The sequence below is a fragment of the Janthinobacterium kochi genome (assembly GCF_051380715.1).
Taxonomy (GTDB): Bacteria; Pseudomonadota; Gammaproteobacteria; order Burkholderiales; family Burkholderiaceae_D; genus Janthinobacterium.
On the sequence record NZ_JBNYXO010000006.1, the window covers coordinates 34,832 to 61,194 of the forward strand.

25 protein-coding genes are annotated in these 26,363 nt (G+C 60.5%); 11 read left to right on the top strand and 14 right to left on the bottom strand.

Translation table 11 applies throughout. From position 1 onward, the window contains the following. Nucleotides 1-99: 99 nt before the first annotated feature. Nucleotides 100-612 (bottom strand): ClbS/DfsB family four-helix bundle protein, encoded by a 513-nt coding sequence (locus ACQ4WL_RS14855; RefSeq protein WP_436510452.1) that lies wholly within the window; start codon nt 610-612, stop codon nt 100-102. After that, nucleotides 612-1,256, bottom strand: coding sequence for an ArsR/SmtB family transcription factor (locus ACQ4WL_RS14860; protein WP_436510453.1), 645 nt, complete (start codon nt 1,254-1,256; stop codon nt 612-614). Before ACQ4WL_RS14860 ends, ACQ4WL_RS14855 begins: the two co-directional genes overlap by 1 nt. 63 nt (nt 1,257-1,319) lie before the next feature. Here ACQ4WL_RS14860 and ACQ4WL_RS14865 point away from each other — a divergent pair, with 63 nt between their 5' ends. Continuing rightward, complete coding sequence (locus tag ACQ4WL_RS14865; protein ID WP_436510454.1) at nt 1,320-1,808, top strand: DUF2938 domain-containing protein; 489 nt, start codon at nt 1,320-1,322, stop codon at nt 1,806-1,808. Here the strand turns inward: ACQ4WL_RS14865 and ACQ4WL_RS14870 are convergent. Continuing rightward, entirely contained in the window at nt 1,805-4,273 is a 2,469-nt protein-coding gene (locus ACQ4WL_RS14870; protein ID WP_436510455.1) for a DUF3772 domain-containing protein, read from the bottom strand. The genes ACQ4WL_RS14865 and ACQ4WL_RS14870 overlap by 4 nt on opposite strands. Nucleotides 4,274-4,609: 336 nt before the next feature. On the opposite strand from ACQ4WL_RS14870, the gene ACQ4WL_RS14875 reads away from it, so the two are divergent. Beyond that, nucleotides 4,610-4,912 carry a hypothetical protein gene (locus ACQ4WL_RS14875; RefSeq protein ID WP_436510456.1) on the top strand — a complete coding sequence of 101 codons (303 nt, stop codon included), beginning with the start codon at nt 4,610-4,612 and terminating at the stop codon, nt 4,910-4,912. Here the strand turns inward: ACQ4WL_RS14875 and ACQ4WL_RS14880 are convergent. From ACQ4WL_RS14880 to msuE, 3 genes are all read right to left on the bottom strand, one after another. Then, nucleotides 4,890-5,915: a methionine synthase gene (locus ACQ4WL_RS14880; RefSeq protein ID WP_436510457.1), complete on the bottom strand. Its 1,026-nt coding sequence runs from the start codon at nt 5,913-5,915 to the stop codon at nt 4,890-4,892. The two genes, ACQ4WL_RS14875 and ACQ4WL_RS14880, sit on opposite strands and share 23 nt — an antisense overlap. Nucleotides 5,916-5,939: 24 nt before the next feature. Further along, nucleotides 5,940-6,920, bottom strand: coding sequence for a DUF1852 domain-containing protein (locus tag ACQ4WL_RS14885; RefSeq protein ID WP_436510458.1), 981 nt, complete (start codon nt 6,918-6,920; stop codon nt 5,940-5,942). Nucleotides 6,921-6,989: 69 nt separating this feature from the next. After that, nucleotides 6,990-7,568, bottom strand: a complete 579-nt coding sequence (gene msuE / locus ACQ4WL_RS14890; protein ID WP_436510459.1) for an FMN reductase — start codon at nt 7,566-7,568, stop codon at nt 6,990-6,992. 128 nt (nt 7,569-7,696) lie between these two features. On the opposite strand from msuE, the gene ACQ4WL_RS14895 reads away from it, so the two are divergent. Continuing rightward, the gene (locus tag ACQ4WL_RS14895) at nt 7,697-8,632 is read left to right on the top strand and encodes a LysR family transcriptional regulator (protein ID WP_436510460.1); all 936 of its coding nucleotides are present in this window, start codon (nt 7,697-7,699) and stop codon (nt 8,630-8,632) included. A gap of 33 nt (nt 8,633-8,665) precedes the next feature. Here ACQ4WL_RS14895 and ACQ4WL_RS14900 read toward each other — a convergent pair whose 3' ends face one another. Both ACQ4WL_RS14900 and glmS read right to left on the bottom strand, forming a co-directional pair. Further along, nucleotides 8,666-9,823, bottom strand: a complete 1,158-nt coding sequence (locus ACQ4WL_RS14900) for a serine hydrolase domain-containing protein (protein ID WP_436510461.1) — start codon at nt 9,821-9,823, stop codon at nt 8,666-8,668. Nucleotides 9,824-9,949: 126 nt separating this feature from the next. Beyond that, nucleotides 9,950-11,779: a glutamine--fructose-6-phosphate transaminase (isomerizing) gene (glmS, locus tag ACQ4WL_RS14905; protein WP_436476224.1), complete on the bottom strand. Its 1,830-nt coding sequence runs from the start codon at nt 11,777-11,779 to the stop codon at nt 9,950-9,952. A gap of 161 nt (nt 11,780-11,940) precedes the next feature. On the opposite strand from glmS, the gene ACQ4WL_RS14910 reads away from it, so the two are divergent. Further along, on the top strand, nt 11,941-12,414 hold the full coding sequence (locus tag ACQ4WL_RS14910; RefSeq protein ID WP_436510462.1) for an Lrp/AsnC family transcriptional regulator: 474 nt from the start codon (nt 11,941-11,943) through the stop codon (nt 12,412-12,414). 313 nt (nt 12,415-12,727) lie between these two features. Here the strand turns inward: ACQ4WL_RS14910 and ACQ4WL_RS14915 are convergent, their stop codons facing one another. The 3 genes from ACQ4WL_RS14915 to glmU all read right to left on the bottom strand — a co-directional run bounded on the left by ACQ4WL_RS14915 (nt 12,728) and on the right by glmU (nt 15,236). Next, nucleotides 12,728-13,132 (bottom strand): winged helix-turn-helix domain-containing protein, encoded by a 405-nt coding sequence (locus ACQ4WL_RS14915; protein WP_436510463.1) that lies wholly within the window; start codon nt 13,130-13,132, stop codon nt 12,728-12,730. After that, entirely contained in the window at nt 13,129-13,488 is a 360-nt protein-coding gene (locus tag ACQ4WL_RS14920; protein ID WP_436510464.1) for a hypothetical protein, read from the bottom strand. The genes ACQ4WL_RS14915 and ACQ4WL_RS14920 overlap by 4 nt, the downstream gene beginning before the upstream one ends. A gap of 371 nt (nt 13,489-13,859) precedes the next feature. Next, on the bottom strand, nt 13,860-15,236 hold the full coding sequence (gene glmU / locus ACQ4WL_RS14925) for a bifunctional UDP-N-acetylglucosamine diphosphorylase/glucosamine-1-phosphate N-acetyltransferase GlmU (RefSeq protein WP_436510465.1): 1,377 nt from the start codon (nt 15,234-15,236) through the stop codon (nt 13,860-13,862). Nucleotides 15,237-15,261: 25 nt separating this feature from the next. On the opposite strand from glmU, the gene ACQ4WL_RS14930 reads away from it, so the two are divergent. From ACQ4WL_RS14930 to ACQ4WL_RS14950, 5 genes are all read left to right on the top strand, one after another. After that, entirely contained in the window at nt 15,262-16,167 is a 906-nt protein-coding gene (locus ACQ4WL_RS14930; RefSeq protein WP_436510466.1) for a DUF6279 family lipoprotein, read from the top strand. A gap of 211 nt (nt 16,168-16,378) precedes the next feature. Beyond that, on the top strand, nt 16,379-17,038 hold the full coding sequence (gene rsmD, locus ACQ4WL_RS14935; RefSeq protein WP_436510467.1) for a 16S rRNA (guanine(966)-N(2))-methyltransferase RsmD: 660 nt from the start codon (nt 16,379-16,381) through the stop codon (nt 17,036-17,038). Nucleotides 17,039-17,150: 112 nt separating this feature from the next. Continuing rightward, the gene (gene coaD, locus ACQ4WL_RS14940; RefSeq protein WP_034752633.1) at nt 17,151-17,648 is read left to right on the top strand and encodes a pantetheine-phosphate adenylyltransferase; all 498 of its coding nucleotides are present in this window, start codon (nt 17,151-17,153) and stop codon (nt 17,646-17,648) included. A gap of 14 nt (nt 17,649-17,662) precedes the next feature. Next, nucleotides 17,663-17,929 carry a YfhL family 4Fe-4S dicluster ferredoxin gene (locus tag ACQ4WL_RS14945; RefSeq protein WP_077398358.1) on the top strand — a complete coding sequence of 89 codons (267 nt, stop codon included), beginning with the start codon at nt 17,663-17,665 and terminating at the stop codon, nt 17,927-17,929. 106 nt (nt 17,930-18,035) lie between these two features. After that, nucleotides 18,036-18,644, top strand: a complete 609-nt coding sequence (locus ACQ4WL_RS14950; protein WP_436510468.1) for a chalcone isomerase family protein — start codon at nt 18,036-18,038, stop codon at nt 18,642-18,644. Nucleotides 18,645-18,689: 45 nt separating this feature from the next. On the opposite strand, the gene ACQ4WL_RS14955 is transcribed toward ACQ4WL_RS14950, so the two are convergent. Continuing rightward, on the bottom strand, nt 18,690-18,995 hold the full coding sequence (locus tag ACQ4WL_RS14955; RefSeq protein ID WP_436510469.1) for a hypothetical protein: 306 nt from the start codon (nt 18,993-18,995) through the stop codon (nt 18,690-18,692). Between the two features lie 193 nt (nt 18,996-19,188). Here ACQ4WL_RS14955 and ACQ4WL_RS14960 point away from each other — a divergent pair, with 193 nt between their 5' ends. After that, nucleotides 19,189-20,169 carry a LysR family transcriptional regulator gene (locus ACQ4WL_RS14960; protein WP_034783859.1) on the top strand — a complete coding sequence of 327 codons (981 nt, stop codon included), beginning with the start codon at nt 19,189-19,191 and terminating at the stop codon, nt 20,167-20,169. Between the two features lie 53 nt (nt 20,170-20,222). Here the strand turns inward: ACQ4WL_RS14960 and ACQ4WL_RS14965 are convergent, their stop codons facing one another. Beyond that, entirely contained in the window at nt 20,223-21,782 is a 1,560-nt protein-coding gene (locus ACQ4WL_RS14965; protein ID WP_436510470.1) for a methyl-accepting chemotaxis protein, read from the bottom strand. Nucleotides 21,783-21,984: 202 nt separating this feature from the next. Beyond that, nucleotides 21,985-22,440: an Lrp/AsnC ligand binding domain-containing protein gene (locus tag ACQ4WL_RS14970; protein WP_010393827.1), complete on the bottom strand. Its 456-nt coding sequence runs from the start codon at nt 22,438-22,440 to the stop codon at nt 21,985-21,987. A gap of 206 nt (nt 22,441-22,646) precedes the next feature. On the opposite strand from ACQ4WL_RS14970, the gene putA reads away from it, so the two are divergent. Continuing rightward, the gene (gene putA / locus ACQ4WL_RS14975) at nt 22,647-26,300 is read left to right on the top strand and encodes a trifunctional transcriptional regulator/proline dehydrogenase/L-glutamate gamma-semialdehyde dehydrogenase (RefSeq protein ID WP_436510471.1); all 3,654 of its coding nucleotides are present in this window, start codon (nt 22,647-22,649) and stop codon (nt 26,298-26,300) included. The last annotated feature ends 63 nt before the right edge of the window (nt 26,301-26,363 follow it).

Sequence of the window (26,363 nt, forward strand, 5' to 3'; positions counted from 1 at the left end):
TTATTACTTACGCATAATGGTGGCACTTGAGACCACTATCCTGCCTGAAAAATTTTCTGAAGGTACTGATGCAATCGTGCAAGCCTGCGGAACCTTGTGTTACAGCGTCTTCAACCAGGCCCGCAAGCGCGTGCGCGCATTCGCATACGGCGACGAGGTATTGAACTGGATCATGCGCCCCATCGTGTAATGCGTGTACCAAGGCTGGCCATACAGTTGCGCGTCATCATGGCTTTCGATCAGCGCCAGCAGCTGGTCTTTCGCCTGCTCCAGACGCTGCAGCAAGTCGTCCATGCCCAGCTCAGCATAGTCGGCATAGAAGCGCTGCGCCAGTGGACCCAGAGCGTTCCACGTGAAACCTTCGGCGGGAAAGGCGATGTCCTCGATGCGTTTGCCGTCGCGCAGCTGCGCGTGCCAGTGCAAGACCAGCTCGTTCCACCCCACCAGATACGCGAGCAGATCGCACACGCTCATGCGCGTGCCCTTCACTTGTCCTTCCAGCACGGGATCGCGCGCCAAGGCCGGTGGCACGCGCGCCAGCTCCTGCGCCAGCTTGGCGTAGGTGGTGCTAATCGCCTCGACCAGTTCCTGCTTGCTGTTGGGGATCGCCATCACGCCGCCTTCACGACAGGCAAGCCGGCCGCCTGCCAGTCATCGTAGCCGCTGCCGAGACGGCGCGCATGCAAGCCGTGCTGGCGCAAGGCCGCCACGGCCTGCACGGACAGCACGCAATACGGGCCGCGGCAATACGCGGCGAATTCCTGGTTGGCGGGCAGCTCGGCCAGGCGGCGCTGCAAGTCTTCAAAGGGAATATTGATCGCACCGGGCAAGTGACCGGCAGCAAACTCCTGCGCGGGCCGCACGTCGAGCACAGTGATGCTGGCTTCCTGCATGCGTGAGAGCAACTCCTCTCCCGTGATCGCTTCCCCGTGGTCACCCCGGCTCAGCGCCTGCAACTCGCTGCGCTGATGCTGCGCGTACAGCGCCAGCGCATCGAGCAACTGCATGACAGGGCCGCTACCGAGCCGGTACAGCATGCGCTTGCCGTCGCGCCGCGCCTGCACGAAGCCGGCGCGCCGCAACTGCTGCAAATGCTGGGAGGTATTCGCCACGGACAGGCCCGTCAACTCCACCAGCTGCTCTACCGCATACTCGCCCTGCGCGATATGCTCGAGCAGGCGCAGACGCGGCGCGCTGCCCAAAATATGGGCAAACCCGGCGGAACCGGTGAGAAATTCTATTTCGGCATTTTTCATTGACACGATGCTAGCACCCTTATAACATTCAATCAAACAATTGAATGTTATAAGGTGACAGCGATGCAAATACTCTGGCTTGATGCCTTGGCGATCGGCGTGGGCGCGACGGCGGTGATGGATGTGTGGGCGGTAGCGTTAAAGCGCTTCTGGTGCATTCCCTCGCTGAACTTGACGATGGTGGGACGCTGGCTCGGCCATCTGCCGCGCGGTACCTTGACGCATGCCAACATCGCCCAGGCGGCGCCCGTACGCGATGAAGCGGTTCTGGGCTGGACCGCCCATTATGTGATCGGCGTGCTGTTTGCGGCCGTGCTGCTGGCGCTGGCGGGACAGGAGTGGGTGCAACAGCCGACGTTCGCGCCGGCGCTGCTGGCGGGCCTCGTGAGCGTGGCCGCGCCATTTTGCATCTTGCAGCCGGGTATGGGCGCCGGCGTCGCCGCCAGCAAGACGCCGCATCCGACCGCCGCCCGCCTGCGCAGCCTGATGGCCCACACGGCGTTCGGCATCGGCCTGTACCTGGCGGCCCTGCTGTGGTCGACCGTGCGTTAAGTCATTGGCGGCACGGGTGCCGGCGCCGCAGTCGGTGCGGGTACGGCTGCAGAGATGGCCGGCGTCTCCGGCTGCGCCGCAACGCTGCTCAGCACCATCGTGCTGGGCTTGGCAATCGCAATATGCGCCTCATCCAGGCGCTTGAGCAGCTCGAACAGCAGGGCGCTGCGGATACCTGACGTCAGGCGCGGCGACGAGGCATAGCCGGTGGCGTTGAACAGCAACAAGCCATTGTCGATGCCGTCGAGCTGCACGCTGGGCGCCGGCGTGTCGAGCACGTCAGGATTGTCGACAAAGGCGGACAGGATCAGCGCGCGCGCCGCTTGTGCATCCGTGCCCAGCGGCAACGGCAACTTGACCTGCACCAGGCCCAGGGGATTGGCGTGCGTGACGTTGCGCACCGTCTTGGTGATGAATTCCGAGTTCGGCACGATCACCGTGGAACGGTCGCCCAGTTGAATTTCCGTGGCGCGCACATTGATGCGGCGAATGTCGCCTTCCACGCCGCCCAGCGAGACCCAGTCGCCCACTTTGACGGGGCGCTCGGCCAGCAGGATCAGGCCAGACACAAAGTTCTGCACTACCGCCTGCAAGCCAAAACCGATACCCACCGACAAGGCCGACGCCACCCACGCGATGCGTTCCAGGCCGATGCCGGCCGCCGACAGGGCCAGCGCCACGGCCAGCACGCCGCCGATATAGCCAAACAGGGTGATGAACGACACTTGCATGCCGGAATCGAGATTGGTGGTCGGCAAATAACTGTTTTGCAGCCAGCGCTTGAACAAGCCCAGCGCCACAAAGCCCACCACCAGCACCAGCAGGGCCTGGATCAGCGCGGCAGGGCGGATCGCCACCTCGCCGATGGCCAGGCCATCCTGCAGCTTGCCGACCCGCTGGAACAGCTCGCCCGGGCCTTCGCCGAACGGCGCCAGCAGCAGCATCAGGGCCAGCAGCACGACGATGGCGCGGCCAATGCCCGACAGCAGCACGGCCGCCTGGTCGCGCGCCTTGGGCGTGGCCAGCACGGGATTGACGGCGTCCGGCGGCGGCGGGGTGGAAGCCAGCAGCATGCAGATATCATCGACCAGCACCGTCAGCAGATAGGTGCTGCCCACCACCACGATGACCCAGGCGATTTGCTTGGCAATAAAGCTGCCGAAGGCCACATAACCGACCAGCAAGCTGATGACGCTCGACGCCAGCGCCAGCCACAGCAGCACCGTGACGCAGCGCAGCCACAACGGCGTGACCAGGTTGGCGGGATCGGCCTCGCGCAACTGGCGCCAGCTGCGCTCGGCACGCATCAAGCCATAGGCGATGGTCGTGCTCATCACCAGGGCGACGATGCAATTGACGGCCACGGCCGTCGACAGGCCCGCATTGATGACGATGGTGACGCGTTCCGTAGCCCACACCAGCACCACGATGAAGGCAAACGTCGATGGAAAATGGCGCAAGCGGTGCGCCAGCGCATCGGGCAGGGGCAGCAAACGCCACGACACGCGCCAGGGCGACAGCAGCGCGTGGCCCAGGCCCGCCGTAAAACCGGCAAAACAGATGATGCCGATCAAGCTGCTGAGGAAAGTCGAGGTTTTTTCGGACAGGCCGCCCTCCCAGCGCAAGCCCATGGCCAGCAATTCGGCCACCAGGCCCGGCGTGGCAGCCGCCAGCACCAGCACGGCCAGCGCATGCAAGGAGCGGCGCAAGCGGCCATGCGGCACGCGCGTGGCCGTGATCACCAGCAGATAGCGCGAAACCCAGACGCTGGCGCCGATCACGGCCACGATACCGGCCAGCAAGCCGCCCCAGGCCGACCACGGCGTGGCGCGCGCGGCGTTGGCCAACTCCAGCTCCAGCGCCCGCAGGCGTTGCAGATTCTGCGGCAATTCGGCATGCAGCTGTTTCCAGAAGGAACCGGCCAGGATGGACGCCGTGCGCTCGCCCAGGCGCGCCTGCAACTGCGCGCGGCGCACCGTCGACACCTGCTCGGACGCCTGCGTCGCTTCCACCGCCAGCAAGCGCGCCAGCTTCACCTGCGCATCGAGCGCGCTGCTGGTACGATCCAGCTGGCTGCGCTGCGCCGCCACGTCGGGAGCATCTTTCGTGCCCGCCGCGGGCTGGCCCAGCTCGGCCAGCCGCGCCTGCACGCTGGAAAGCGTGGGCGCGAGCGCCTCGGCCACCTTGTCCGCCTCGGCGCTGGCCGCCAGCGCATCGGCGCGCATCTGCGACAGGGCCGCGTCATCGAGTTCGGCATCGCCATCGAGCGCCTTCTGGATGGTGGTGATCTGCTTGCGCAAGCCATCGAGGCGCTGGTCGGCCGTGGCGGCATCATCGACGGGCTGGGACCAGGCGGCAGGTGTTGATAAAGAACAAGCCAGCAGCAGGGTCAATAACAGCGGCAGCAGCCAGCCGCGCCAGGGCTGGCGCGCGGAAAAGAAATGGGGGGTACGGAATGAAATCATGCGGTCCTATCGGCCAGGTCAATACGGGTAAAAGCGAGACAGCATCGCGCCAGCAGGCGCTACGGCAAAGAGCAGCGGCGGGGCGATGGGTGTTACGGGAGTTGCTTAACTGTACGGCAAACAGCGACAGCCTAGCGCACTCCAGCGATAGATGGCGGAAATTTTCGTGCGGCAAGGAATTAGGGAATATAGACGAACATAAAATTGAATTTAGAATGATTAAATTCAATTTTATGTGCATCTATCATGACGCAATAACAAACATATCCGCGCAACCACGCCGTCCTGTTCGACCTGAACGAACAACGCTGGCGCCTCTCGCCCGCCTTCGATGTGGTGCCGGATACGGAAGACGACCCGCAAGCGCTGGTCATGCATGTGAGCGCCGACCACCGCCACATCACGCGCGACGCCATGCTGCGCGATCACACCCGTTTCGGCTTCGCCACGCGCCAGCAGGCGGAAGACTATATGGATGCCTTGCTGACGCGCATCGCGGAAGCTTTTGCGCAGGTGGCGCCGCTGCTGAACGGGGCTTTGCGGGCACGGATGGCGGAGCGCTTGCGGACTATCCTGGGGCGCTTGGCTCAGGTGCAGACATCATTTCACCCGCCGCCTAGGAGATTTCTCCCCGGATGATGTCCGCGCCGGCACTGAGCGCATGCAGCTTGCCTCTGGCGACGCGACGAGCCAAGGGCGCCATGCCACAGTTGGTGCTCGGGTAGAGCCTGTCGGCATCGACAAAGCGCAGCGCTTTGCGCAGGGTGTTGGCGACTTCCTCCGGCGTTTCAATGGTATTGCTTGCCACGTCGATGGCCCCGACCATCACTTTTTTGCCGCGAATGAGTTCAATCAGGTCGATGGGCACACGCGAGTTGTGGCATTCCAGCGAGATGATGTCGATATTCGATTTCTGCAGCTTGGGAAAAGATTCTTCATATTGACGCCACTCGGACCCCAGCGTATTTTTCCAGTCCGTATTGGCTTTGATGCCGTAACCATAGCAAATATGGACGGCGGTTTCGCATTTAAGCCCCTCGATCGCCCTTTCCAGGGTGGCGATCCCCCAATCATTCACCTCATCAAAGAAAACATTGAATGCGGGTTCGTCAAACTGGATGATGTCGACCCCGGCCGCCTCCAATTCTCTGGCTTCCTGATTGAGGATCTTGGCAAATTCCCAGGCCAGTTTTTCGCGGCTCTTGTAGTGGCTGTCATACAGCGTATCGATCATCGTCATGGGACCCGGCAAGGCCCATTTGATCGGCTGCGTGGTTTGCTGGCGTAAGAATTTGGCGTCTTCCACAAAAACCGGCTTGGTGCGGCTCACGGCGCCCACGACGGTCGGCACGCTCGCATCGTAGCGGTCACGAATTCTGACGGTCTCGCGCTTGTCAAAATCAACGCCGCTCAGATGCTCGATAAACGTGGTGACGAAATGCTGGCGGGTCTGCTCGCCATCGCTGACAATATCGATGCCTGCCTGCTGCTGTTCCTGCAGGGACAAACGTAACGCATCTTGTTTGCCCTCAATCAATTCCTCGTCCTGCAATTTCCAGGGCGACCAGAGTTTTTCAGGCTGTGCCAGCCAGGAAGGTTTGGGCAAGCTGCCGGCAGTGGATGTAGGCAATAATTTTTTCATGATCAGTAATGTCGTATATGTTGATTAAGCAGAGAGCGTGGTGGCAGCCCATTGTTCAAGCATATGCTTGTATGGCTTGATGAAGTGCTCTTCCGTATATTTGCCCTGCTTGACAGCCAGCTGGCTGCGCTCTTCCCGGTCATAGACAATTTGCGTCAATGAGTAATCCTGATTCTTCAAGCTAGGCTGATAAAACTTCCCCGCCGCGGAATTGGCGTTGTAAATCTCGGGCCGGTAGATCTTTTGGAACGTTTCCATCGTGCTGATGGTGCCGATCAGCTCAAGATTGGTATAGTCAGCCAGCAGGTCGCCGATAAAATAAAACGCCAGCGGTGCCGCACTGTTTGGCGGCATGAAATAGCGCACCTGCATCCCCATTTTTTCGAAATAGTCATCCGTCGGGGAAAATTCATTCTGTTGATACTCGACGCCCAGGATGGGGTGCCGATTTTCAGTGCGCTGATAGGTCTTGCTGCTCGAGGCGCTGATGCAGATGACCGGCGGCTTGCTGAAGCGTTCTTTGTAAGCATTTGAATTGACAAAGTGTTTGAACAGCTTGCCATGAAAATCGCCGAAATTATCCGGGGCACCAAAGGTGGATTTATTATTGTTGTGCTCTGCCAGCAGCACGCTGAAATCGTAATCGCGCACGTAAGAAGAGAAATTATTCCCGGCAATGCCGGCTATGCGTTCCTTGGTTTTTTTGTCGAGGATATTCGGCTGCAATATCTCGATCAATGGGATGTTGCCGCCTGCGACATCAATATTCAACTCGACGGAAATAATTTCAAGCTCAACTGAGTAGCGGTCTGCGTTCGGGTTGTCCCAATGGGCCAGGTTGTTGAATCGATTGGCTATCATTTTCAGGGTGTTGCGCAAGTTCTCCTGGCGACGCTCTCCCCTGGCCAGATTGGCAAAGTTGGTCGTCAGGCGCGTATTGTCCGATGGGTGATAGTTTTCATCGAAAACAATGCTCTTGATGCTGAATGCAAAATCTTTGCTCATGGTGATCTGGTGTCCTGATTTCTGCAAGAAATATGAATGTGTTCTTTATCGTGACCGTGCTGATGCGAATCAGGCTGCGACCACCTCTTCAGCGGTGGCAGATTGCGCATGGCGCGTCAAGCCGATCAAGGGCAATGCCCGTTGGACCGCCAGTGTCGCCCGCTGGATCAGGGCTTCGTTGTGCAGACGGTAGTCGAGGAAATCCTGGTCGGTCGCGTAGACGCCCAGCGGCAATGTGCGCGCCTGGAAGAAGCTGAACAGCGGCCGCAACTGGTGGTCGATCATCAGGGCATGGCGCTCGCTGCCGCCGGTGGCAGCCAGCAAGACCGGCTTGTCGATCAGGGCATCCTGATGAATGAAGTCGAAGAAGTGCTTGAACAGTCCCGTGTAGGCGCCGCGAAAGACCGGTGTTGCCACCACCAGGATGTCGGCTTGCTCGACCGCCGCAAGTTCCCGTTCCACCGTCTCGGGCAGGTGGGAGCGCCAGGTCGCGCCGGCATGCGGTGCGAGCTGGCCCAGTTCGACCAGGCGTTGTTCGCACAGCACTTCATCGGCGATCAGGTCCATCAGGTGCTCTGCCAGGGCGGCAGCCTTGGAAGGGCGTTGCAGCCCGCCGGAAACGGCGACTAAACGAAGTGGACGTGTCATGTTTGCTTTCATAGGGATGGATGCGCCGGGGCCGAAAAATGCAGGCAACAAGGGCACCGATGATAGCGGCGGGAATCGATGAAGTATAATGGTCTTATTTCATACATCCATGAACATGGCTCATATCAATGCTTGAACGCATCCACCTCAGCATCGTCCAGCAAGTCGAGAAACAAGGTTCGTTGACGGCCGCAGCGGGCGTGCTGCACCTGACCCAGTCGGCCCTGAGCCACAGCATGAAAAAACTGGAGCAGCAACTGGGCACTGACGTCTGGCTGCGCGAAGGGCGCAACCTGCGCCTGACGCAGGCCGGCCAGTATCTGCTGGCGGTGGCGAACCGGGTGCTGCCGCAACTGGACCTGGCCGAAGAGCGCCTGGGCCAGTTCGCGCAGGGCGAGCGCGGTACGCTGCGCATCGGCATGGAATGCCACCCTTGCTACCAGTGGCTGCTCAAAGTGGTGTCGCCCTATCTGGCCGCATGGCCCGACGTGGATGTGGACGTCAAGCAGAAGTTCCAGTTCGGCGGCATCGGCGCGCTGTTCGGCTACGAGATCGACCTGCTGGTCACGCCCGACCCACTGTACAAGCCGGGGCTGACATTCGAACCTGTGTTCGACTACGAGCAGGTGCTCGTCGTGGCCAAGGGCCATGCCCTGGCTACCGCGGCCTATGTGAAGCCGCAGCAACTGACCCAGGAAGTGCTCATCAGCTACCCCGTGGACATCGAGCGCCTGGACATTTATAACCAGTTCCTGTTGCCGGCCGGTGTCACGCCCAAGCGCCACAAAGCCATCGAAACCACCGATATCATGCTGCAGATGGTAGCCAGCGGCCGCGGTGTGGCCGCCCTGCCACGCTGGCTGGTCGAGGAATACGCGGCCAAGATGGACGTGGTGCCTGTGCGGCTGGGCGCGCGCGGCATCGCCAAGCAGATCTTCCTGGGGGCACGCGAGACGGACACCGCCATCGACTACGTGCGCGCCTTCATCGCACTGGCGCGCCAGCCGGTCTTCGCCATGGCGCATGGACACCAAGAAGGTAAAACCCTGGAGGCATCCCGATAAGCCTGGGCCCGCCAGCGACATCACGCACGCCTGTTACCTGGGGCCAGCCTGCTTCGCGCTTTCCATCGATTCCACTGTGTCGAAGATATGCGCCAGCGCGCTTTCCATGGCGCCGGCGGTGGCGTCGCCGCTCTGGTTGGTGATGATGAAGACCCCAAGCTGATATTTGGGAACGACGTAGGCGTAGCTTTGCGCGCGTGGCACGCCACCATGGTGTACATAGTGCGTGCCAAGCTGGCGATTGCTGCCGATGTTCCAGAAATAGCCGATGCTGAAGTCGTCCTGAAAGCGCGCCAAAGGCTGATGCGATTCGACGACCGCGCGATGGGCGCCCAATTGCAGGCGCAAATACTTCGCCATATCCGGCATGGTCGACTTCAGGTTGCCGGCTGCCCCCCAAGGCAGTTGTGGCATCGGTGTGGTCATGACGGGATTGTCGCTGTGGTAGCCGGGCGCCAGCCGACCGGTATCCCTGGCGGTGATTCTCAGCCTGGTATCTTGCATACCGGCTTCACGCGCGAGGAATTGCGTGAGCAGGACGTCATAGGGCATGCCGTAGATTTTTTCGAGCGTGTGCGCAATGAGTTCAGTACCGGCGCTTGAATAGGCGTAGTCCTTGCCAAGCGGACCTTTGATATCGACTGTGTGCAAGTCCTGCCAGAATTGCTGTTGTCCGTAGTTGGCGTAGGCTGCATTGAGCTTTGCCGGCGTGGCGTGTGCAGTGAAATCTTTCAATATGGTGTTCACCTGCAATGGCAGCATGCCCGGCATATTGCTGGTGTGCGTAATCAAATGGCGCAAGCGCACTGGCTGCCCCTGCGACTGCAGGTTCGGGTAGGCATCCGCCAGGTACTTTTGTATGGGATCGTCGAGCGCCGCCTTGCCATCGAGCACAGCGTTCGCCAGTAGCAGGCCAGCAAAAGTTTTGCTGACCGAGCCGATTTCATACAGCGTTGTATCGTTCGGCGGATTGGCTTTGCCGGTCTCCAGCTCGCCTTGATGCAGAATGAATTCCTTGCCCCGATAAACGACAGCAATCGAGGTCGCATGCAGCAATGTTGACTGCAGCAGGGTGGTCGCGGTCTCGCGCATGGCCGCAGGAATGTCGTGCGCAGGTGCTGTGGCTGCGGGCTTGCAAGCGGCCAGCGCGAGTGTCATTACAGTGATGCTTGCGGCGAGTTTGGTCATCATGCGCACCATCCAGGGGGAAGGGGCATTCTCGCACAATGGGTTCAGCGGTGCCGGATAAAAGACAACGCCACCCGGAGGTGGCGTTTTCTTTTTATTCTTGGTGGCCCGGGGTGGCCCCCGGCCCGCTTACTCCACCGTCACCGATTTGGCCAGATTGCGCGGCTTGTCCACATCCGTGCCGCGCGCCAGCGCCGTGTGATACGCCAGCAATTGCAGCGCGACCACGTGCAGGATCGGCGACAAGTCGCCGTAGTGCTCGGGCAGGCGGATCACGTGCAAGCCTTCGCCGGAGCTGATGCGCGAATCCACGTCGGCGAAGACGTACAGCTGGCCGCCACGGGCGCGCACTTCCTGCATGTTCGATTTGAGCTTTTCGATCAGGGCATCGTTCGGCGCGATGGTGACGACGGGCATTTCATTCGTCACCAGGGCCAGCGGGCCGTGCTTCAGTTCGCCGGCCGGATATGCTTCGGCGTGGATGTAGGAAATTTCCTTGAGTTTCAAGGCGCCTTCCAGGGCGATCGGGTAATGCATGCCGCGGCCCAGGAAGAGGGCGTTTTCCTTGCGCGCGAATTCCTCGGACCAGGCGATGATTTGCGGTTCCAGCGCCAGCACGGACGCGATGGCGACGGGCAGGTGGCGCATGGCTTTCAGGTGCGCCGCTTCCTGTTCTTCTGACAGGCGGCCATTGACTTGCGCCAGGCACAGGGTCAGCAGGAACAGGCCGGCCAGCTGCGTCGTGAACGCCTTGGTGGACGCCACGCCCACTTCCACGCCGGCGCGCGTGATGTAGGCCAAGGCGCATTCGCGCACCATGGCGCTGGTGGCCACGTTGCAAATGGTCAAGGTGTGCTGCATGCCCAGGCTGCGCGCGTGTTTCAGGGCGGCCAGGGTGTCGGCCGTCTCGCCGCTTTGCGAAATGGTGACGACCAGGGTGTTCGGATGCGGCACGCTGTCGCGGTAGCGGTATTCGCTGGCCACTTCCACGCTGACGGGCACCTTGGCAATCGCCTCGATCCAGTACTTGGCCGTCATGCCCGCATACGAGCTGGTGCCGCAGGCAAGGATCAGCACGCGGTCGATCTGCTTGAAGATGGCATAGGCATTGTCGCCGAACAGTTCCGGCATGATGCCCGTCACGCCTTCGAGTGTGTCGCCGATGGCGCGCGGCTGTTCAAAAATTTCCTTCTGCATGTAGTGACGGTACGGACCGAGCTCGGCCGCGCCCGTGTGCGCATGCACGGTTTTCACTTCGCGCTCGACGGGCTTGCCATCGACATCGACGATCCAGCAGCGCGACAGTTGCAGGTCGACCACGTCGCCTTCTTCCAGGTAGATGATCTGGTCCGTCGTGCCGGCCAGCGCCATGGCGTCCGAGGCGACAAAATTTTCACCATTGCCCAGGCCGACGATCAGGGGCGAGCCCTGGCGCGCGGCCACCACGCGGTGCGGCTCGTCACGGCAGAAGACGGCGATCGCATACGCGCCGGCCAGGCGTTTCACGGCCTGCTGCACGGTCTCGAACAGGTCGCCGTTGTACATGTGCTCGACCAGGTGGGCGATCACTTCCGTATCCGTCTGGCTCTGGAAGACGTAACCCAAGGCCGTCAGTTCGGCGCGCAGTTCATCGTGGTTTTCGATGATGCCGTTATGCACCAGCGCCACGCGGGCGTTCTCTTCCGTTGGGGAAAAGTGCGGGTGGGCATTGAAGGAGACAGGGGCGCCATGCGTGGCCCAGCGCGTGTGGGCGATGCCCGTAAAACCGCTCAAGCCTTCTTCGGCGATCTGCTTTTCCAGCTCGGCCACGCGCGAGGTGGAGCGCGAACGCTGCAAACGGCCATCCGCATGCAGGGCGATGCCGCAGGAATCGTAGCCGCGGTATTCCAGGCGCTTCAAGCCTTCAACCAGGATGGGAGTGATATTACGTTGCGCTACCGCGCCGACGATGCCGCACATGGAAACCTCTGTCTAAAATTTAATCAATGCAAGCATGCTAATGCAGAGCGCGTGAAATATGCTTTCTAAATATGTGCATTTTTGACTGAATATTTCACACCTATTTTACGATGAAATATTATTTCATTTAAACTCAATATATTTTCCAATTCATCAAAATCATGAGCGATAGCAACATTACTCTCGACGACATTGATCGTCGCATCCTGAACGCCTTGCAAATTGATGCATCGCAAACCAACAGTGAACTGGCGCGCTCGGTGCACGTCTCGGCGCCCACCTGTTTGCGGCGCGTCAAGCATTTGACGGAAAGCGGCGTGATCGAGCGGCAGGTGGCCATCGTCGCGCCGCAACTGGTGGGCGCGCGCCTGACGGCCATCGTGGAAATCACGCTCGACGTGCAGGCGGCGGAACGCATGGCGGAATTCGAGCAGTTCGTGGCGATGGAACCCGCCGTGCTGCAATGCTACCGCGTCTCGCCCGGTCCCGATTTCGTGCTGATGGTGCAGGTGGCCGACATGCCCGCGTATCACGCGCTGGCGCACCGCCTCTTTGCCGCGCACGCCAATGTGCGCAACGTGAAAAGCTATTTTTCCACGTTTCGCAGCAAGTTCGAGACACGCATCGCCGTCTGATTTTTTTGACTGATTTGTCCACCGCTTGCCCACCGCTTTCCCACATACTTATACGGCGCTTTTCCACCGCTTATGCCGCAGTTGCCCACAGGTTTATACACAGGAATGACATGGGCAGCCACGGCAGGATGACAAGCAATTTGCCAGGAAGCAGCGCCACGCGGCCAACGCCGGTGCTGCGCCAGCGCGGAAGGAGGCCATCAAGTGCCAGCAACTGAACTTGTACACCGGCTGCCCACAGCTTGCCAACAAGTTATGCGTCCACTTATCGACAGGCTTATCCACAATCACTGAGTGGCGGCAGACGGACAGGTCAGGGACGCACTTGCGCGTCGGCATAAAACCGGTAACCGGCATTGCGGGCGGTATTGATGGGCAATGTCGTGCCGGTGGCCTGCTCGGCCTTGCGGCGCAAGCGGCTGATCTGGGTGTCCAGGCGGCGCTGGTCACAGCTGAGGAAATCCTCGCCCAGCGACTGGACGATCTGCTGGCGGCTGACGATGCGCTCCGGCTCGGCCATCAGCACATGCAGCACCGTCACATCCTGTTGCGACAACGCAATGGCGCCGCAACCGGGCGGCAAGAGGCGGCGCGGTCCCAGTTCCAGTACCCAGGCCGGGGAGGGCGGCGGCACCGCGGCGGGCAGTGACTGGCCGAGGCGCCGTGCCAGCGCGCCCAGGGTGGCTGCCAGTTCATCCAGGTCGGCCACGGCGGTCACGCGTAACCGCAGTCGCCGAGAAACTCGGTCAATTCCTGTCGCAGCACGGCTTCGTCTTCAAGCAGCATGAGGTTCAACATGGCGCAAGGATAACCGGGCGTCATGCCCCGCATGATCAGCTTCGCCTTGCGCCTGCCCGCCTGATTGCCGCCGGCATTCCCGGCTGAAACAGTCGGGAATCGCTCAGGTTTGCTCAATTTCAAATTCTTCCATTCTGCTGCGCCTGCAAAAAACCTGGACCAGCGCAACGCCGTGTATCTAGTTGCCGGCCTGGCCGTGAACTGGGCGGGCAGGCAGCAGTGGAAAGCCCGGGCATATGTCGCCAGGCCTGCCCTGATCGACTGCAGTACTTGCACACAGGCTATCCACCGCCTATTCATGCGTTTTTCCACAGGCTTATCCACGGCAACAGATGGAAAAGCGGCGATGAAGAACAGTTATCCCCACTTATACCAAGGCTATCCAGCGCTTATCCGCAGGCTTACACACAGACTTATCCACAATATGCCGATATATGCGGCGACGCTGCCGGGGAGCCCCCTGAAATCGAAGGAAAATGTAGCCTCGGGCGCATGACTGGCCATATTGAAGAACTTGCCAACAGCTTATGCATAGGCTTGCACACAGGCTTATGCGCCACTTGTGCAAGGGCTTGCCCACAGAGTTATCCACATATAAAAAAGGCAGGCCATGCGGCCTGCCTGTGTACAAGAAGTGACTGCGCCGCTTACTTCTCGATTTTCACGGGACGCGTCCAGCCATCGATGGTCACCTGGCGCGCGCGCGACACGGTCAGCTTGCCGGCCGGCGCATCTTTCGACAAGGTCGTGCCGGCCCCCAGGGTCGCTCCCTTGCCGACGGTGACGGGCGCGATCAGCTGGCTGTCGCTGCCAATGAAAGCGTCGTCTTCAATCACCGTGCGGAACTTGTTGACGCCATCGTAATTGCAGGTAATCGTGCCAGCGCCGATGTTGACCTTCGAGCCGATGGTGGCATCGCCGATGTAGGCCAGGTGATTGGCCTTGCTGTGCGCGGCGACCTGGCTGTTTTTCACTTCGACAAAGTTACCGATATGCACGTCTTCCGCCAATACCGTGCCCGGGCGCAGGCGCGCGTAGGGGCCGATGATGGAAGCGGCGCCGACGACGGCGTCCTCGATATGGCAAAAGGGCTTGATGTGCGCGCCAGCGGCCACCGTGGCATTGATGATGACGTTGTTGGCACCCACGCGCACGCCGTCGCCCAGTTCGACTCTGCCTTCGAACACGCAGCCGACGTCGATGGTGACATCGCGTCCGCAAATAAGTTCGCCGCGCACGTCGATGCGGGCCGGGTCCAGCAGGGTCACGCCCCGTTCCAGCAGCGCTTGCGCGATATTGTTCTGGTGGATGCGTTCGAGCTGGGCCAGCTGCACCTTGCTGTTGACGCCCGCCACTTCCCACACGGCAGCCGGGTGGGCCGAGGTGACGGTCACGCCATCGGCGACGGCTTGCGCGACGATATCGGTCAGATAGTATTCCCCTTGGGCATTGTCATTCGACAAGGCCGACAGCCATTGTTTCAGGGCCACGGTGGGCGCGACCATGATGCCGCTGTTGATCTCGCGGATGGCGCGCTCTTCTGGCGTGGCATCCTTTTCCTCGACGATGCGCACGATGGCGCCGTTGTCGCGCACGATGCGGCCCAGGCCAAACGGATCGTCCTGTTCCACGGTCAAAATGGCCAGCTTGTCCTTGCCGGCCGCCTGCACCAGCTGCTGCAGGGAGGCGGCGCTGGTCAGCGGCACGTCGCCGTACAAGATCAGGGTCGGCACGCTGTCGTCCAGCAAGGACACCGCTTGCTGCACGGCATGGCCGGTACCCAGCTGCTGCGCCTGCTCAGCGGCGTCGATCGTCAGGGCATGGTTCACCTTATAGCCGTCGAGCAACTTCAGCACCGCTGCGCCCCCATGGCCGTAAATCACGCATAATCGGGACGGCGCCAGACCGCGCGCCGTGTCGATGACGTGCGACAACAGCGGCTTGCCCGCCAACGGGTGCAATACCTTGGGCAGTGCCGACTGCATGCGTTTGCCCATACCGGCAGCGAGAATGACAACGTTCATAGACCGTCTTTTATAAGTTAAGAATATGAAAAAGTTTAACACGCAGGCCCCGTCTTCCACGCCCTTTGGGCGTTTTACTTATGCCGTGCTGGCCTTGATGCTGGTCGTCATGGCCGGCTGCAGCGGCTTGCGCCTGGCCTACAACAACGGCGATACCGTGCTGTACTGGTGGCTGAACGCGTATGTCGACCTGGACCGCGACCAGAAAGGCTGGGTGCGCGACGATATCGACAAGATGTTCGACTGGCACCGCAAGACGCAATTGAAGGATTACGTGGAAATCCTGCGCACAGGCCAGAAGCAGTTGCAAGGCAATATCACGCAGGCGGACCTGATGGCCGACTACGGCGAGATCAAACAGCGCACCCAGGCGCTGCTGCTGAAGGCAGCACCCGAACTGGCCGACCTGGCACGCTCGCTCAAGCCCGAGCAAATCGCGCAGATGGAAAAGAAGTTCAAGTCAAATAACGATGATTACCGCAAAAAATACCTGAGCGGCGACCAGGAGAAACGCCAAAAACTGCGCTACAAGAAAGCCATGGAACAATTCGAACTGTGGTTCGGCAGCTTCAGCAGCGAGCAGGAAGCCATCATCCACAAGGCATCCGATGCGCGTCCGCTAAACAATGAGATCTGGCTCGACGAACGCATGCGGCGCCAGCAGAATGTGTTGAACCTGGTCAAGAAAGTCCACCAAGAAAAGCTCGCCAAGGAAGCGGCTGCGGCCTTGGTCACGACCCTGATCAAGGACAGTTTCGAGCGCCTGGAACACTCGGAGCGCAAGGCTTTTTTTGACACCTACGAAGCGAGCACGGCGCAGATGGTCTTGACGGTGATCAAGATCGCTACGCCGGCGCAAAAAGCCCACGCCATCAAGCGCATGCAGGGCTGGATTGACGATTTCAATTCCCTGGCCAGCGCGCCCAAGTAGACAGGCAGCGCCAGCAGGGGAGATGGGGCCATATGCTATAGTGGCCGCCATCAAATTGAAGAAATGGAACGCCTAACAAAACCGTAGCGAGCGGCAGTGAGTTGTGGCTAAGAAGCGCAGCTGTGCAAATGCACGGGGACGCCGAGTCAGTGAGCATCGCAGGCCGCAAATCGCAACGCGCAGTAGGTTTTGTTAGGTGTTCTAAATGCCCATGCAAAAGAAAATCAAAAAACCCGCCAAAGTCCCCGTCCACCACGCGCCGCCACCGAACCAGGTGCGCATCATCGGCGGCCAGTGGAAACGCTCCGTGCTGCCTGTTTTGCAGGCACTGGGCTTGCGTCCGACGCCAGACCGCGTGCGTGAAACCGTATTCAACTGGATCAATCACTTGCGCGACGGCGACTGGTCCAACGCCCAGGTGCTGGACCTGTTCGCCGGCAGCGGCGCACTGGGCTTTGAAGCGGCCAGCCGCGGCGCCGCGTCCGTCACCATGGTCGACACGCATACGCCCGTGATACGCCAGCTGGAAGAAAACAAGACGAAATTGCGCGCCGAGAATGTGCAACTGCTGCGCGGCGACGCCCTGCTGACGGCGCAAGGCTTGGCATCGCGCGGCCAGCGTTTCGACCTGATCTTCCTCGACCCGCCCTACCAGCAGGATTTCCTGGCGAAAGTGCTGCCCTTGTGCGCCAACCTGCTCAAAGAAGGCGGCATGGTGTACGCGGAATCGGGCTTGCCGCTGGTCTTCGACGAGAGCAACGCACTGGACAAACCCGAGTGGATGGCGCCGTGGGAAGTCATCCGTGCCGACAAGGCGGGCACCGTTTATTATCATTTGCTAACTTACAACAAAGTGCCGTCAACTGCCTGAATCTGCCTATAAATAAGGCAAAAAAGCTCCTTGGCTCGAGGCGCAGCACCAAGGTGGTCACCAATTTCAGGCATAATGCGCGTCTATATTGGTGCATCATCAGGGAGCCGCAATGGTTGTAGCCGTTTATCCAGGAACATTCGATCCGCTCACGCGCGGTCATGAAGATTTGGTGCGCCGCGCATCGGGTCTGTTTGACAAGCTGATCGTCGGTGTGGCCGACAGCAAGAACAAGCAACCGTTTTTCTCGCTCGACGAACGCCTGGAAATCGCCAACGAAGTGTTGGGGCACTATCCGAACGTGCAAGTGGAAAGCTTTTCCGGCCTGCTCAAGGATTTCGTGCGCAAACATGAAGCGAGAGTCATCGTGCGTGGCTTGCGCGCCGTTTCCGACTTCGAATACGAATTCCAGATGGCGGGCATGAACCGCTACCTGCTGCCCGATGTCGAAACCATGTTCCTGACGCCTTCCGACCAGTACCAGTTCATTTCGGGCACCATCGTGCGCGAAATCGCGGCGCTGGGCGGCGACGTCTCCAAGTTTGTCTTCCCCTCGGTGAACCGCTGGCTGCAAAACAAGATTGCCGCCAACGCTGCATCATCGCAATAAGTAAGAGTGAAATCATGGCATTACTGATCACCGACGAATGCATCAATTGCGATATTTGCGAGCCCGAGTGCCCGAATGACGCGATCTACATGGGCGCGGAAATCTACGAAATCGATCCCAACAAGTGCACCGAATGCGTGGGCCACTTTGACGAGCCGCAATGCCAGCAAGTGTGCCCCGTCAGCTGCATCCCCTTCAATCCCGCCTGGCGCGAAAGCCCGGAGCAATTGATGGCCAAGTACGAACGCCTGCAAGCAGAACTGCCTGCGGCCAAAGCCTAAGCGCTCTTCGTCCCCCTCGCCGCCGCCGCGCGCGGCCCTCTTTTACCAACTGTTCTACACTGTGTGCTGACTTATCCACAGCCCATGGTTTCCACGGAGGTAAAAGATGCTTAGCAGCACATCCCGTTTGGGCCGCTCCCTGGCCGCCGCCTGCCTGTGCGCCTGCCTGTGCGCCGCCGTGGCACAAGCAGCGCTGGCCGTCGAGGTGGGTGGCGTCAGGCTGGACGAGACGGTGCAGCTGGCCAGCCGCGAATTAAGACTCAACGGTGCCGGCGTGCGCTACAAGGTCATCTTCAAGGTCTACACGATTGCACTGTACCTGCCGGAAAAGAAAACCCAGCTGGCCGACATCCTGGCCCTGCCTGGGCCGCGCCGTCTGGAAATCGTCATGTTGCGCGACATCACCTCCGACGAGCTGGGTCACGCCTTCATGCAGGGTTTGAAGCGCAGTTCCGACCAGGCCGACCGCACACGCCTGCTGAGCCAGACGATGCAGTTCGGCGCCATGTTCGCCATGGTGCCCGGCCTGAAAAAGGGCGACATCCTGACCGTGGACTGGCTGCCGGAAGAGGGGACGTTGTGCAAGCTGAACGGCAAGCAGGTGGGCGACACGGTGCCGGACCTGGCCTTTTACAATGCGCTGCTGAAAATCTGGCTCGGCGCCCATCCGGCCGACACCTTGTTGCGCGCGCATTTGCTGGGCGACATGGCGTAAAAAAGCCGGCTCACGCCGGCTTGTCATTCTGTAACAGTTTATTGCTCAGGCGCGCGTCGACAGGGCGCGCAATTCGGCGGCATTGCTGGGCGACACGCCATTCATTTTGCCCAGGGTGCGTTGCAAGGCTTGCGCTTCGCGCATCTGCTGGCGCGCCAGGCGCTCTTCGCGGCTCAGCTTGGGACGCACCAGCAGCACCATGGCGCGCGCGATACCCACCAGCAAAGGCTTGAACAGCAGGGCGAAGGCGCCCACGGCCACGATCACCAGCACGAGTTGCAGGGCGTTCAGCAGGGAAATCTCCAGCACGGGTGCGGATACTGCGTAAAGGGCGGAGGCGAAGGTAGACATACTGTTCCAGTGCATTATAGAATTTGCCAGTACTATAGTGCAGTGCAACATATAAATCTAATTCCATTTCTTGATACCAATTATATGAATCGTGAATGGAAAACTGTAATATTTTTTTCACGAGTGAAAATATTCGCGTCCGGCGCGGTTTACACTCTGAAGTAATCAATTCAACTTTTATCTTGGGCTTTCCATGAGTTTTCTGACGCTGGATCTGAACTTGCTGCGTGTTTTCGACGCCGTCATGACGGAACAAAACCTGACGCGCGCAGCCGGCCACCTGGCGATGACGCAGCCGGCGGTATCGAACGCCATCAAACGCCTGCGCGAGAGCCTTGGTGACGAATTGCTGATTCGCACGGCGTATGGCGTGAAACCCACGCCCCGTGCCGAAGCGCTGTGGCCGTCCGTGCGCTCGGCCCTGGCCAGCCTGGAAGCGGCCGTCACGCCGGAAACCTTCGACGTGTCGAAAACGCATGCCACCTTCCGCATGGCCATGGCCGATGCGACCGCCGCTTTCTGGCTGCCCTCGCTGATGCGTTCGATCGAACGCGAAGCGCCGGGCGTCAACGTGCGCATGATGCCGCTGACCACGCGCGAACCGCGACCGATGTTGCTGCGCGGCGATATCGACCTGGCCGTGGGCTTCTTTCCCGGCGTGGCAGCGCAATTGTCGAGCGAAACGGGCTCACCCATCCGCCATGAGCGCCTGTATTCCGGCAAGTATGTGTGCGTGATGCGGCGCGGCCATCCGCTGGCCGACAAGGAATTGACGTTAGATAACTATTGTGCGGCGAACCATTTGTTGGTGAGCTTTTCCGGCCGCGCGCATGGCTTGATCGACGAGGCCCTGTCGCAGATCCACCGCGAACGGCGCATCTTGCTGACGGTCAACCAATTCTTCACCGCAGGGCGCGTGGTGGCCAATTCCGACCTGATCACGGTCTTGCCGCGCCATCTGATCGCCTCGACGGGCATGACGGAGTCCTTGCTGTACAAGGATTTGCCATTGACCTTGCCGGCCGTCCACCTGGACATGCTGTGGCACGAACGCGACGCCCGCAGCCCCGCCCACAAATGGCTGCGCAACCACCTGGAAAGCATGAACACGCCCACTTTACGGACGGCCACGGCGGCCGGCGGCGGCGTGGCGCCCAAGCCGCATGTCGAATAAAACCTGTTACGGAACAAGAAAAAACGCCTGATGATCTCTCATCAGGCGTTTTGCTATGCGTGGTTACTCGAGCGATAACCGATCCTGAAACCGCCCCAGTGCTTGCCATCGACGTGGATCGGCACGGATAAATCGTGCATGACTTCGCCCGTGTCGCGTTTATAGGTCTGCAACAGGAACGGCTTGGTATTGCTGCCGCAGCGCTTGCCCGTGCGGTCGCTGAAGATGCGCTTGGTGCGATTATTCACCATATCGGTGGCGTAATCGCCCGTCAGCGGCTGGGAAAACTTCTTGTTGTGCGTCGGAAAATATCCATTGTTGTCGACGGCGCCCGCATACGCCAGATGGGGTAGGGCGGCCAGCACGCCTTCCTGCAAGTCCGGCAGCACCTTGTCCGTGAATGCGTCGAATTTCGTGTTGTGCTTGGGCGGATTGGTATTCGGGATGGGGCGGTAGTGGCGGTCGAACAGGGCTTCGCGCGTGATGCGCCCCGATGCGATGGCTTGCTCGAACAGTTTGCCCACCTCGCGCGCCGCGCGCTGGGCCGCTGCACGGATTTCGTCGTGCGGCGTGGCCACGCTCGATTCGCCCAGGGCGCCGGCGATCGCTTCGGCCCGCTCGGCCAGCGCCATGGCCGACTGCGTGGCACGCGGCAATTCGGCATTCGTCGACAGCATGCTGTCGCGGATTTGCAGGATGGCGTCGGCGATCAGCTGCGTGGTGTCGACGTGTTCGCGCGAGGCGCGGGCGATTTGCCCGATCGCGTCTTCCGACTCACCCGACGATTCCTCGATATGGCTGAGCGAGGCATGCACGCTTTGCACATTGTGTGCCGCTTCCGTCACGCCCGCCGCAAGCGAACTCATGCCGCGCGCCGCTTTTTCCGACTGTTCATTGATCTCGCGCACCATCACGCTGATTTCATCGGAGGCTTCCTTGGTGCGCTGCGCCAACTGCCGCACTTCACCTGCCACCACGGCAAAACCGCGTCCGTGTTCGCCTGCGCGCGCCGCCTCGATGGCGGCGTTCAGCGCCAGCAAGTTGGTGCGCGCGGAAATATCGGAAATGGCTTCCGTAAAGCCGGTGATGCGTTTGGATTTGTCCTGCAAGCTCAGCATGGTGCTGGAGGCGCCTTGCGCTTCCTCGCGTGCCTTATTGATGCGGTGCAGCCCCTGATCCACTTCGGCACGCGCCGCCACGCTTTCCACGCGCACGCCGGCAGCCACCTTGGCGGCTCGTTCCGCATTGGCGGCGATCTTTTCCGTCATCGCGGCATTTTGTACGGAACTGTCGGCGATGTCGCTGGCCGTGCGCACATCGAGTTCCACCTTCTGTTTCACGGAATCGACGAAATACGAGGTTTCCGCCGCGCCGATCATGATGGCGTCGATGGCGTTGCCCACCGTGTCGGCGAACTGGTGCAAGCCCGGCTCACCGCGCGGGCGGGCGGCGAACGCCAGCAGCGCGGCGCCGATGGCGGCGGCCACGCAGGCAATCAAATAGGGATGGTCGCCGCCCGAGAGCAGCAGCAGATAGGCCAGGCAACAGGCCACAGCCATGGCCAGGATCGTGAATATAAGGAAACGCACCAGCTGATGCTGCAACTGCTTCATTTGTCCCCCGCTGCGCGAACCCGTCACGTCCCCGCGGGGACGTGCTGTAACCGTATGCGGGTGGGCACGATTGCCCACCTTGCACCCTGAACGTAACGTCTGCGCGGCGTTTCAGGCGGCTACCGGATAGCAGAATTGTAGTTCTACCCTACAACATTTGTTCCGATAGCTCAATCAGAAAAGTGGGCTGGCTACACCGAGGTCACTTAATTGGCAATTTGGTGGTGTTTTTGACCTCTTCCATGACGGCATAAGTGTGGGTTTCCCGCACACCTTTTTGCAGCAAGGTCTTGCCCAGGAATTCGCGGTAGGCCGCCATGTCCTTGACACGCGCCTTGACCAGGTAATCGAAACCGCCAGCGACCATATGACATTCCAGTACCTCTGGAATGATTTGTACGCTATGCTTGAAGGCGTCGAACACTTCCGGCGTCGTGCGATCGAGCACCACTTCGATGAAGACCAGCAGCGATACGTCGAGCAGTTGCGGGTTCAACTGGGCCGTATAGCCCATGATGTAACCGGATTCGTGCAATTTGCGCACGCGTTCCAGGCAGGCGGCCGGCGACAGGTTCACGCGCGCAGCCAGCTCCACATTGCTGATGCGTCCATCGCTCTGCAATTCCATCAAGATTTTCTTACTGATCTTGTCCAGCATTCCTATCACCCCCAAATTAATATTATTTGGTTAAATTGTCGCATCAAAAACTATCTATTGCTAGCCCCCTGTATTACCAGAATTAATCCATAAGAATCCCCTTTACAATCGAATCATCTTAACGTCCGACTTTCTGTATTTTTTTGCACCAAAAAAGAGCAAGAATTACGTCAGTTTTCGTCCCCATTTCCTTGTAAAGAGTACTTATGCATCCTGCAGGCCCCTCGGCTTTTACCCCGATTCCTTTTGCTGCGTTCCAGGCAGAAATCCTGCCCGAAGCGACACCCCAGCGCGCCGCCATCACCGCCGCCTATAGGCGCGACGAGGTTTCCGCCGTGCAGTGGCTGTTGCAACAAGTGCGCCCCAGCAGCACCGAAACGACGGCCGAGGGACAAGCCCTGGCACACCGCCTGGTCTCGAACGTGCGCCACAAACGCACGCGCGCGTCCGGCGTCGATGCGCTGATGCACGAGTTCTCGCTGTCGTCGGAAGAGGGTGTTGCATTGATGTGTCTGGCTGAAGCGCTGTTGCGTATACCCGACAGTCAAACGGCTGATCGCCTGATTGCCGACAAAATCAGCAAGGGCGACTGGAAGAAGCATCTGGGCGAATCTCCATCGCTGTTCGTCAATGCCGCCACCTGGGGCTTGCTGATTACGGGAAAACTGGTCAGTACCAGCAGCGAATCGGGCCTCGGTTCGGCCATGAGCAAGCTCATCGCCAAGGGCGGCGAACCGCTGATCCGCAAAGGCGTCGACCTGGCCATGCGCATGCTGGGCAACCAGTTCGTTACGGGCCAGACCATCGAGGAAGCCTTGAAAAACAGCCGCGAGAATGAAACGCGCGGCTACCGTTACTCGTACGACATGCTGGGCGAGGCGGCCCTGACGCAACAGGACGCGGCCAGCTATTACGCCTCGTACGAAACGGCGATCCATGCCATCGGCAAGGCATCGAACGGACGCGGCATCCGCAACGGCCCCGGCATTTCCGTGAAACTGTCGGCCCTGCACGCGCGCTACAGCCGCGCCCAGCGCACCCGTGTCATGGAAGAATTGCTGCCGAAGGTCAAGGCGCTGCTCTTGCTGGCCAAACAGTACAACATCGGCTTCAACATCGATGCGGAAGAAACGGACCGCCTGGAACTGTCGCTCGACCTGATGGAAGCATTGGCTTTTGATGCAGATCTGGCCGGTTTCGACGGCATCGGCTACGTGGTGCAGGCATATCAAAAACGCTGCCCCTTCGCCATCGATTTCCTGATCGACCTGGCGCGCCGCAGCGGCCGCAAGTTCATGGTGCGCCTGGTCAAGGGCGCGTACTGGGATGCGGAAGTCAAACGCGCGCAAGTCGATGGCCAGGAAGGCTATCCCGTCTATACGCGCAAGGTCTACACGGACGTTTCCTACCTCGTATGCGCACAAAGACTGCTGGCCGCCAGCAGCCTGATCTATCCACAATTTGCCACGCACAACGCGCAAACCCTTGCGACCATCTATACCTGGGCGAAACGCGACGGCATCACCGACTACGAATTCCAGTGCCTGCACGGCATGGGCGAAACCCTGTACGACCAGGTCGTCGGCCCCGACAATCTCGACAAGCCGTGCCGCATCTACGCCCCCGTCGGCTCGCATGAAACCCTGCTGGCCTACCTGGTGCGCCGCCTGCTGGAAAACGGCGCCAACTCGTCGTTCGTCAACCAGATCGTCGACGAAAGCGTGGCCATCGATAGCCTGATCCGCGATCCGCTCGAGCTAGCGCGCCTGCAGGGCGGCTTGCCGCACCCGTCGATTCCACTGCCGCTGGACATGTTTGGCAGCGAACGCAAGAACTCGGCTGGCCTGGATCTGTCAAATGAAGACACCTTGCGCACCCTGGCCACCGGCCTGGCGCAACAGCAGACATGGCAGGCAGCGCCGCTGATCGATGGCGCCGTCAGCCTGAATGGCCCCACGCACATGCTGCATAATCCGGCCCAGCACGACGATATCGTAGGGAAAGTCATGGAAGCCGGCCCGGCCGACGTGGAAACGGCGCTGGCCAGCGCCGCCACCAGCGCCATGGACTGGCAGACCACGCAACCGTCGATGCGCGCGCAAGCGCTGCTGCGCGCGGCCGATCTGTTCGAAGAGCATCACATCGAGCTGATGGCCCTGGCAGTGCGCGAAGCGGGCAAGTCCCTGCCAAACGCGATCGCGGAAATCCGCGAAGCCGTCGACTTCCTGCGTTACTACGCGGCGCAGGTGGAACACGCGCCGAATACCTTGGCGCTCGGTCCCGTCACCTGCATCAGCCCGTGGAACTTCCCGCTGGCCATCTTTACGGGCCAGCTGGCCGCCGCCCTGGCGGCAGGCAACGTGGTGCTGGCCAAGCCGGCCGAGCAAACGCCGCTGATCGCCCACCGCGCCGTGCAACTGCTGCATGCGGCAGGCGTGCCGCGCGGCGCACTGCAATTTTTGCCCGGCAGCGGCGAGATCGTTGGTGCCGGCCTGTGCAATGACGCGCGCGTGAAAGGCGTGATTTTCACGGGCTCGACGGAAGTGGCGCAATTGATCAACCGCAACCTGGCCACACGTGCGGTGGCCGAAGGCATCGACATTCCCCTGATCGCCGAAACGGGTGGCCAGAATGCCCTGATCGTCGATTCGTCGGCTTTGCCGGAACAAGTGGTGCAGGACGTGATGTCGTCGGCCTTTGACAGCGCCGGCCAGCGCTGCTCGGCCTTGCGCGTGCTGTTCTTGCAAACGGAAATCGCCGACAAGACCATCCACATGCTCAAGGGCGCCATGCAGGAATTGCGCGTTGGCAATCCTGACCGCCTGGCCACCGATATCGGTCCCGTCATCGATGCGGAAGCGCAAGGCAATTTGCTGGCGCACATCAACAAGATGAAAACCATGGCCATCGATCATTATTCGCTCGATTTGCCCACCGTCAAAGGCACGTTTGTCGCTCCGACCGTGCTGGAAATCAAGTCGCTGGCGCAATTGACGCAGGAAGTCTTTGGCCCCGTACTGCACGTGATCCGCTACAAGCGCTCCGAACTGCCGCAACTGGTGCAATCGATCAACGACAGCGGTTACGGTTTGACCCTGGGCATCCATACGCGCATCGATGAAACCATCGACTTCATCACCAGGCGCGCGCACGTGGGCAATATTTACGTGAACCGCAACATCGTTGGTGCCGTCGTCGGCGTGCAGCCGTTCGGCGGCGAAGGCAAATCGGGGACCGGTCCGAAGGCGGGTGGCCCCCTGTACCTGAAACGCCTGCAGCGCAATGCACCGGCCGATGCCCAGCACCAGCGTCAGGCGCCGCCCGCGCTCGACGCGCTCACCGTGTGGGCAAAGATGCATGGGCACGACAAGGTCGAGCAGTTGGCGCAGGAATACGCGCGCACGACCTTGCTGGGCAGCACCACCGTCTTGCCAGGCCCGACCGGTGAGCGCAATACCCTGAACTTTGCCGCACGCGGCACGATTCTGTGTGCGGCGGCCACCTCCGGCACGCTGATGAATCAGCTGGCGGCCGTGCTGGCCACCGGAAACCAGGCCCTGGTGCTGGCGCAAACGCCCGATCTGATCCCGGGCGACTTGCCGGCGGCGCTGAAAGACCGCATCCAGGTCGTCAGCAGCCTGGCGTCGGTCGAGCATGATTTCCAGATCGCCATGATCGAACCTGGCCTCGATGGTCAGCTCAAACCGCTGCTGGCGGCCCGGGAAGGGGCCCTGGTGGGCACCATCGCCACCACGCAGGAGGGCGTCATCCCTCTGTGGCGCCTGGTCGCTGAGCGAGCGCTGTGCGTGAATACGACGGCAGCGGGCGGAAATGCCAGCCTGATGATGCTGAGTGTTTAAAATTTAGGCAGCTTTTGAATACAAAAAGGGCAGAACCAGTGGTTCTGCCCTTTTTTTATACAC